We start from the raw sequence: 7,465 nt of genomic DNA on the forward strand, positions 1-7,465 counted from the left end.
TCACCGGGCGAGGAGCATCCGCTGCAGCTCCCGGGCCGCCCGCGGGGGCGCCACGTCGCTGCGGTGGGCGAGCGCGATGGTGCGGCGGAGCCGCGGCCGGGCGAGCGGCGTCATCCGCAGGTCGCTGCCCGCGCGCTCGGCGACCATACGGGGGACGACGGCGACGCCGAGGCCCGCGCGCACGAAGCCCAGCACCGCGTCCATCTCGCCGCCCTCGACGGCGAACTCGGGCTCGAAGCCCTCCGCGCGGCAGGCCGCGACCGTCAGCTCCCGCAGGTCGTAGCCGTGCCGGAACATCACGAGGCGCTCGCCCTGGAGGTCGGCGACGCGGGCCGTCGCGCCGAAGTCCGGTGCGTCCGGCGCGTCCGGCGACGACACCACGACGAGGTCCTCGCGCAGCAGCTCCACCGTGGTCAGGGCGGGCGAGGGGCTCGGCAGCGGCAGCACCACGAGCGCCAGGTCGAGGGCGCCGCGCGCGAGATGGCGGACGAGGTCGTGGCTGCCGCCCTCCTCGATCAGGAGCTGGATGCCGGGGTGCCGATCGTGGAAGTCGCGCAGAACCTGCGGAAGCAGGCCGGTGCAGACGCTCGGGGTCGCGCCGAGGCGCACCCGGCCGCGGCGCAGCTGCGCCAGCTCCTGCACCTCGATGCGGGCGGTGTCGGCGTCGGCGAGGATGCGCCGGGCCAGCGGCAGGAGCGCCTCGCCCGCGTCGGTGAGCGTGATGTTGCCGCGCGCCCGGCTGAACAGCTCGGCGCCCAGCTCCTTCTCCAGGGCGCGCACCTGCTGCGAGAGCGAGGGCTGCGAGACGTGCACCCGCTCGGCGGCCTGCGTGAAGTGCCGGGTCTCGGCGACGGCGACGAAATACAAGAGCTGCTGGAACTGCATGTCCTACACCCTAGACTTTCCATAGTCGCAACCTATGGAGATGAGCGCCACCATCTCTTGGACTGATCGGGACCTTCGGCCGTAGCGTTGCTGACATGGCTCTGGCAACGCGGACGGACCGACGGCCGTCACTTCCGCGATCGGTGTGGGACTCCACCGTCGGCAAGAAGACCGTGATGGCGGTGAGCGGCCTGATCATGCTGCTCTACCTGGTCGCCCACATGATCGGGAACCTCAAGATCTTCTTCGGTCCCGGCGACTTCAACCACTACGCGCACTGGCTGCGCACCCTCGGCGGGCCGGTGATGCGCTGGGAGTGGACCCTGTGGGTCATCCGCGTCGTGCTCGTCGTCTCCGTCGTCGCGCACGCCGTGTCCGCGTACCAGCTGAGCAAGCGCGACATCAAGGCGCGTCCCACCAAGTACGTGCACAAGAAGCCGCGCAGCAGCTACGCGACGCGCACCATGCGCTGGGGCGGCATCATCGTCGGCCTGTTCATCGTCTGGCACATCCTGGACCTGACGACGGGCACCGCGCACCCCGGCGAGTACGAGCACCTGCACCCGTACCAGAACGTCATCGACACCTTCTCGACCTGGTACGGCAACGTCGTCTACATCGTCGCCGTCGTCGCCGTCGGCTTCCACGTGCGGCACGGCTTCTGGAGCGCCGCACAGACCCTCGGCGTGGGCAGCGCGACCCGCGACCGCGCCCTGAAGACCCTGGCCAACGGTCTCGCGTTGCTGCTGACCGCGGGCTTCGTCTCCGTCCCCGTCGGCGTCATGACCGGAGTGGTGAGCTGACCGATGAATTCCTTCGCCGACTACAGCACCGGAGAGCCGGTCGTCGACACCAAGGCGCCGCGGGGGCCGATCAACGAGCGCTGGGACACCCGCCGCTTCGAGGCCAAGCTGGTCAACCCCGCCAACCGCCGCAAGCACACCGTGATCGTGGTGGGCACCGGCCTCGCGGGCGGCTCCGCCGGGGCCACGCTCGCCGAACAGGGCTACCACGTCGTGCAGTTCTGCTACCAGGACTCGCCGCGCCGCGCCCACTCGATCGCCGCGCAGGGCGGCATCAACGCCGCCAAGAACTACCGCAACGACGGCGACTCCATCCACCGCCTGTTCTACGACACCGTCAAGGGCGGCGACTTCCGCGCCCGCGAGTCCAACGTGCACCGGCTCGCCCAGATCTCGGTGGAGATCATCGACCAGTGCGTGGCGCAGGGCGTGCCCTTCGCGCGCGAGTACGGCGGTCTGCTCGACACCCGCTCCTTCGGCGGCGTGCAGGTGTCCCGCACGTTCTACGCCCGCGGCCAGACGGGCCAGCAGCTCCTGCTCGGCGCGTACCAGGCGCTCAGCCGCCAGATCGCGGCGGGGAACATCGAGATGCACCCGCGCACCGAGATGCTCGACCTGATCGTGGTCGACGGCCGCGCCCGCGGCATCGTCGCCCGCGACCTGGTCACCGGCAAGATCGACACATACTTCGCGGACGCCGTCGTCCTCGCATCCGGCGGCTACGGCAACGTCTTCTACCTGTCGACCAACGCCATGAACTCCAACGCCACCGCCGTGTGGCGGGCCCACCGGCGCGGCGCCTACTTCGGCAACCCGTGCTTCACCCAGATCCACCCCACCTGCATCCCGCGCACCGGCGACCACCAGTCGAAGCTGACGCTGATGAGCGAGTCGCTGCGTAACGACGGCCGCATCTGGGTGCCCAAGGCGAAGGGCGACACGCGCCCGGCGAACGAGATCCCCGAGGACGAGCGCGACTACTACCTGGAGCGCGTCTACCCCTCCTTCGGCAACCTCGTCCCGCGCGACATCGCCTCGCGCGCCGCGAAGAACGTCTGCGACGAGGGCAGGGGCGTGGGCCCCGGCGGCCAGGGCGTCTACCTGGACTTCGCCGACGCCATCGCGCGCATGGGCCGGGAAGCCGTCGAGGCCAAGTACGGCAACCTCTTCGACATGTACCAGCGGATCACCGACGAGGATCCGTACCGGGTGCCGATGCGGATCTACCCCGCCGTGCACTACACGATGGGCGGCCTGTGGGTCGACTACGACCTCCAGACCACCGTCCCCGGCCTGTTCGCCATCGGCGAGGCCAACTTCTCCGACCACGGCGCGAACCGGCTCGGCGCCTCCGCCCTCATGCAGGGCCTCGCCGACGGCTACTTCGTCCTGCCGGCCACCATCAACGACTACCTCGCGAGGAACCCGCACCAAGGCGAGATCACCGACGAGCACCCCGCGGTGCGCGAGGTGATCGGCGCGACCGAGGAGCGGGTCGCGCGGCTGCTCGCCGTCGACGGCGACCGCACGCCCGACTCCTTCCACCGCGAACTCGGCGAACTCATGTGGGAGTTCTGCGGCATGGCGCGCACCGAGACGGGCCTGCGCAAGGCCCTGGAGCGCATCCCGCAGATCCGCGAGGAGTTCTGGCGGCGCCTGAAGGTGCCGGGCACCGGCGAGGAGTTCAACCAGTCCCTGGAGAAGGCCAACCGCATCGTCGACTACCTGGAGCTCGCCGAGCTGATGTGCCTCGACGCGCTGCACCGCGCCGAGTCCTGCGGCGGCCACTTCCGCGACGAGTCCCAGACCCCCGACGGCGAGGCCGCCCGCAGGGACGAGGAGTTCTCCTACGCGGCCGCCTGGGAGTTCACCGCCACCGGCACCGCCCCCGTCCTGCACAAGGAAGACCTGGTCTTCGAGTACGTCCACCCCACTCAGCGGAGCTACGCATGAAGCTCACCCTGCGCGTCTGGCGCCAGCGGAACGCCGGCGCCGAAGGCGCCATGTCCACCTACGAAGTGGACGGGATCTCCCCGGACATGTCCTTCCTGGAGATGCTCGACACCCTCAACGAAGAGCTCATCGTCAAGGGCGAGGAGCCGGTCGCCTTCGACCACGACTGCCGCGAGGGCATCTGCGGCGCCTGTTCGCTCGTCATCAACGGCGACGCGCACGGGCCCGAGCGCACCACGACCTGCCAGCTGCACATGCGGTCCTTCGCGGACGGCGACACCATCGACGTCGAACCGTGGCGCGCGGCCGCCTTCCCGGTCATCAAGGACCTGGTCGTCGACCGCTCCGCCTTCGACCGCATCATCCAGGCGGGCGGCTACATCAGCGTGCCGACCGGCTCCGCGCCCGAGGCGCACGCCACGCCCGTGCCGAAGCCGGACGCCGACTACGCCTTCGAGCACGCCGAGTGCATCGGCTGCGGCGCCTGTGTGGCCGCCTGCCCCAACGGCTCGGCGATGCTGTTCACCTCGGCCAAGGTCAACCACCTGAACGTCCTTCCGCAGGGCGCGCCCGAGCGCGAGACCCGCGTCCTGGACATGGTCACGCAGATGGACTCCGAGGGCTTCGGCGGCTGCACCCTCACCGGCGAGTGCGCCACCGCCTGCCCGAAGGGCATCCCGCTGCCGTCCATCGCGGCCATGAACAAGGAGTGGCTGCGGGCCACCCGCAAGGCGCCCCGCTAAGGGTGCCGCCGACGGGGCCGCAGGTCCGCCCCGTACACCGTCGCGTAGTCCGGCACCACGAGCCGGGAGCGGGGACTGGCCGCACGGGCCTGGGCGAGGAAGTCGTCCAGGCCCGTGCCGTCCTTGCGGGGCGGCCGGCTCAGCGGCTTCTCGAAGTCGTCCCAGTGCACCGGTACGAGCACGTCGGGGCGGCCGAGCGCGTCGAGCAGCCGCGGCACGTAGCGGTGCGTCGACGCGCTCGACGCCACCGCGACCATCGCGATGTCCGGCTCCAGACCCCGGAACGAGCGCTCGTCGAAGTCGCTCGCCCCCATGAACAGCGCCGACGGCGCGCCGTCCGGCGTCACCTTGAACGCAAGGGTGTCGCCCTCCGGCAGGTCGGAGACCGTCCGGGGCGCGGCCGCGGGCGGGGCGTGCAGGGTGCCGGGCGCGAAGTAGGAGTACGAGCCGTTGCGGCTGTGCCGCGAGCTCGCCACCTCGATCACGTACCCGTCGAAGTCGAGGACCTCGCCGCCCTTCACCACGGAGAGCTGCCCCGCGTCCACACCGAGGGAGCGCAGCACGTGGTACGTCGTCTCGGTGCCGATGACCCGCGCCCCCGTCGAACGGGCCAGATGGGGAACGTCGTTGAGGTGGTCCCAGTGGGTGTGCGTGACGCAGACGACCTCGGGCGTGCCCGCGTGCTCGCGCACCAGCGCCTCGTCGGTGCGCAGCCGGGTCGTGGGGTCGAAGGAGCCGGTGAACAGGCCGGTGTCGAAGCGGGTGACGTACGGATCGACGAGGACGGTCCGCTGCTTGCCCTCCCCGCGCAGGTCGATGCGCCAGCCGGAGGTGCCGAGCCAGCGGTACGAGACGGCCGCGGCGGAACGGCGGCGTGCGGGGGCGCCCCCCTCGGCGGACGCCGCGGCGGGGACGAGGGGGACGGCGGCGCCGAGGGCGGCACCGCGCAGCAGGGTGCGACGGCCGGGGCCGTGGTGTCGTGCGTGGGTGTTCATGGCGGCAGCAGATCAGGAGCCCGGACCCGCCGTCCAAGATCAGAGAGCTGTGCACTCGATATCCGATCCCCTATGACACCAGGTCAGAGCGGCTGATGCGGCTGGTCCTGCCGGTCGGCGCCGGTACGCAGACTGTCGACGGCGATCCGGGCGGCGGTGCCGATCGCGGCATCCACCCGGGTGAGGTCGGCGACCATCGCACGGCTCCTGGCGAACACCGCCACCGCGTAGGTGTCGCCCTCGGGCCAGCGCACCACGCCCGCCTCGATGTGCAGCCCCGGCAGCGTGCCGGTCTTCGCGGCGATCCGCACGTCGTCGGGGAACCCCGAGGTGAGCCGGTGCCGGAACACCTGGCGCCCCATCAGCTCCCGTACCTGCGCACACGCCTCGGGCGGCCCCGCCGCGTCCCGCCAGATCAGGTCGAGCAGGCGGGTGACCTCGCGCGGCGTACTGGCGTTGGCGCGCCGCGGGTCCAGGACGCTCAGGCGCCGCTTCCCCTCGTCCGGCAGGGCGCGGTACCGGGTGGCGAACTCCTCCGCCGTACGCGCCCCGACGTCGCCGAGCATCGACGCGAGGGCCTCGCGCGGCCCGCCCACGACCCGGGTCCGCGCCAGGCCGAGCTCCCGCGCCAGCAGCCCCACCGTGTCCAGGCCGACGCGGGAGAGCAGGATGTCCGCCGCGGAGTTGTCGCTCACGGTCAGCGCGAAGTACGCGAGGTCGCGCAGCGAGATCTCCACGTCGTCCACGCACCCGGCGGTCCCCCAGCCGCCCAGCCGGTGCTCGTCCGTCACCAGGACCCGCTCCCGCGGGTCGAGCTGGCCCGCGGCGGCCTGCCGGGCGAACTCCAGGACGAGCAGCACCTTGAAGACGGAGGACAGGGCGACGGGGGTGTCGGCGGCGACGGAGACACCGGCCTGCCCGTCCGCCACCGGTGCGGCGGCCGCGCCCGGTGCGCCCGGCGGCGGTGCGTCGCCGGTGTCGATGCGCAGCGCGTGCAGCGCGCCCTCCGCGCCCGCCCGCGCGAAGACCTCCCGTATGCGTTCCTCGACCCGCATCCCGCCCCTCACTTCCTCTCGCCTACGCTCGTCGCGTGGATCTCTTGCGGCACCTGCGTATTTTCGTCGTCACCGCGGAGGAGCTGCACTTCAGCCGGGCCGCCGAACTGCTCGGCATGGCACAGCCGCCGCTCAGCCAGGCCGTGCGGCGCCTGGAGAAGGAGCTCGGCGCCGAACTCTTCGACCGCAGCAACCGGCAGGTCCGGCTCACCGCGGCCGGGGCCGTCCTCCACGACGAGGCCCGTGACCTCCTCCTCCGCGAGGAGCGGCTGCGGTCCCTGGTGCGGCGCGCCGTCGACGGCGACGTCGGTACGCTGCGCGCGGGCGTGCCCGAGGACGCCGCCGCGCCCGTGCTGCACGCGCTGCTCGCCGCCTGCGCCGAGCACGCGCCCGAGCTCCGCGTCGACCTCCAGGAGGTGTCCACGCAGGAGCAGCTGCGCCTGCTCGCCTCCGGAGGCCTCGACGTCGGCCTGCTGCACCTGCCCGCCGACACCACCGGTCTCGTCCTCGGCCCCGAAGTCGCCGTCGAACTGGGGGTGGTGCTGCCCCGCACGTCCCCGCTGGCCCGGCTCGCGGAGGTCGACCTCGCGGACCTGGCCGGGCACGACCTGGTGCTGTGCCCGCGGGACGCCGCGCCGGGCCGGTACGACACCACGCTCGACGTCTGCCGCGGGGGCGGCTTCGTGCCCGGCCGCGTCCGGCACGCCCGGAACCCCGAGTTCCTGCTCGGCCTCGTGGCGGCCGGGCAGGGCGTGGCCTTCGAACGGGGCACCGTCGCGCGCAAGGAGCCGCGGGTGGCCTGGCGGCCGCTCGCCGGGCGGCCGCTCGCGCAGCGGCTCGCCGGGGCGTGGCCCGTGCAGGGGACGCATGCGGGGGCCGGGCGCTTCGCGGGCCTCGCGACGCAGGTGCTTGCCAGCAGCGGCACGGCGACACCAAGGCCCCCCTCCGCACCGGGCCCGGCCCCCCGCCCCTGGTCAGTGGTCTACGACCCACCGTGAGCCCTGCCCCCGCCCACGGGGCACTCCCGCACC

General features: G+C 72.5%; 7 protein-coding genes. 4 read left to right on the forward strand and 3 right to left on the reverse strand.

All coding sequences use genetic code 11. The features are described 5' to 3' along the window. The gene (locus IG74_RS0120910; protein WP_030679288.1) at window positions 1-885 is read right to left on the reverse strand and encodes a LysR family transcriptional regulator; all 885 of its coding nucleotides are present in this window, start codon (window positions 883-885) and stop codon (window positions 1-3) included. A 95-nt stretch (window positions 886-980) separates the two neighbouring features. On the opposite strand from IG74_RS0120910, the gene IG74_RS0120915 reads away from it, so the two are divergent. Genes IG74_RS0120915 through IG74_RS0120925 form a run of 3 tightly spaced genes read left to right on the forward strand, consistent with a single transcriptional unit; the run spans window position 981 to window position 4,384 of the window. Next, the gene (locus tag IG74_RS0120915; RefSeq protein WP_051855086.1) at window positions 981-1,688 is read left to right on the forward strand and encodes a succinate dehydrogenase; all 708 of its coding nucleotides are present in this window, start codon (window positions 981-983) and stop codon (window positions 1,686-1,688) included. 3 nt (window positions 1,689-1,691) lie between these two features. After that, a complete protein-coding gene (locus IG74_RS0120920; protein ID WP_030679293.1) occupies window positions 1,692-3,641 on the forward strand; it encodes a fumarate reductase/succinate dehydrogenase flavoprotein subunit in 1,950 nt (649 codons plus the stop codon). Further along, entirely contained in the window at window positions 3,638-4,384 is a 747-nt protein-coding gene (locus IG74_RS0120925) for a succinate dehydrogenase/fumarate reductase iron-sulfur subunit (RefSeq protein ID WP_030679296.1), read from the forward strand. The genes IG74_RS0120920 and IG74_RS0120925 overlap by 4 nt, the downstream gene beginning before the upstream one ends. Here IG74_RS0120925 and IG74_RS0120930 read toward each other — a convergent pair. Beyond that, window positions 4,381-5,379 carry an MBL fold metallo-hydrolase gene (locus tag IG74_RS0120930; RefSeq protein ID WP_051855088.1) on the reverse strand — a complete coding sequence of 333 codons (999 nt, stop codon included), beginning with the start codon at window positions 5,377-5,379 and terminating at the stop codon, window positions 4,381-4,383. The two genes, IG74_RS0120925 and IG74_RS0120930, sit on opposite strands and share 4 nt — an antisense overlap. A gap of 83 nt (window positions 5,380-5,462) precedes the next feature. Beyond that, window positions 5,463-6,434, reverse strand: a complete 972-nt coding sequence (locus tag IG74_RS0120935; RefSeq protein WP_030679300.1) for a serine hydrolase — start codon at window positions 6,432-6,434, stop codon at window positions 5,463-5,465. Window positions 6,435-6,469: 35 nt separating this feature from the next. Between IG74_RS0120935 and IG74_RS0120940 the strand changes: the two genes are divergently transcribed. Next, window positions 6,470-7,432 (forward strand): LysR family transcriptional regulator, encoded by a 963-nt coding sequence (locus IG74_RS0120940; protein ID WP_107058984.1) that lies wholly within the window; start codon window positions 6,470-6,472, stop codon window positions 7,430-7,432. The last annotated feature ends 33 nt before the right edge of the window (window positions 7,433-7,465 follow it).

Source organism: Streptomyces sp. NRRL B-1347 (genome assembly GCF_000720325.1).
In the GTDB taxonomy this organism is placed as follows: domain Bacteria; phylum Actinomycetota; class Actinomycetes; order Streptomycetales; family Streptomycetaceae; genus Streptomyces.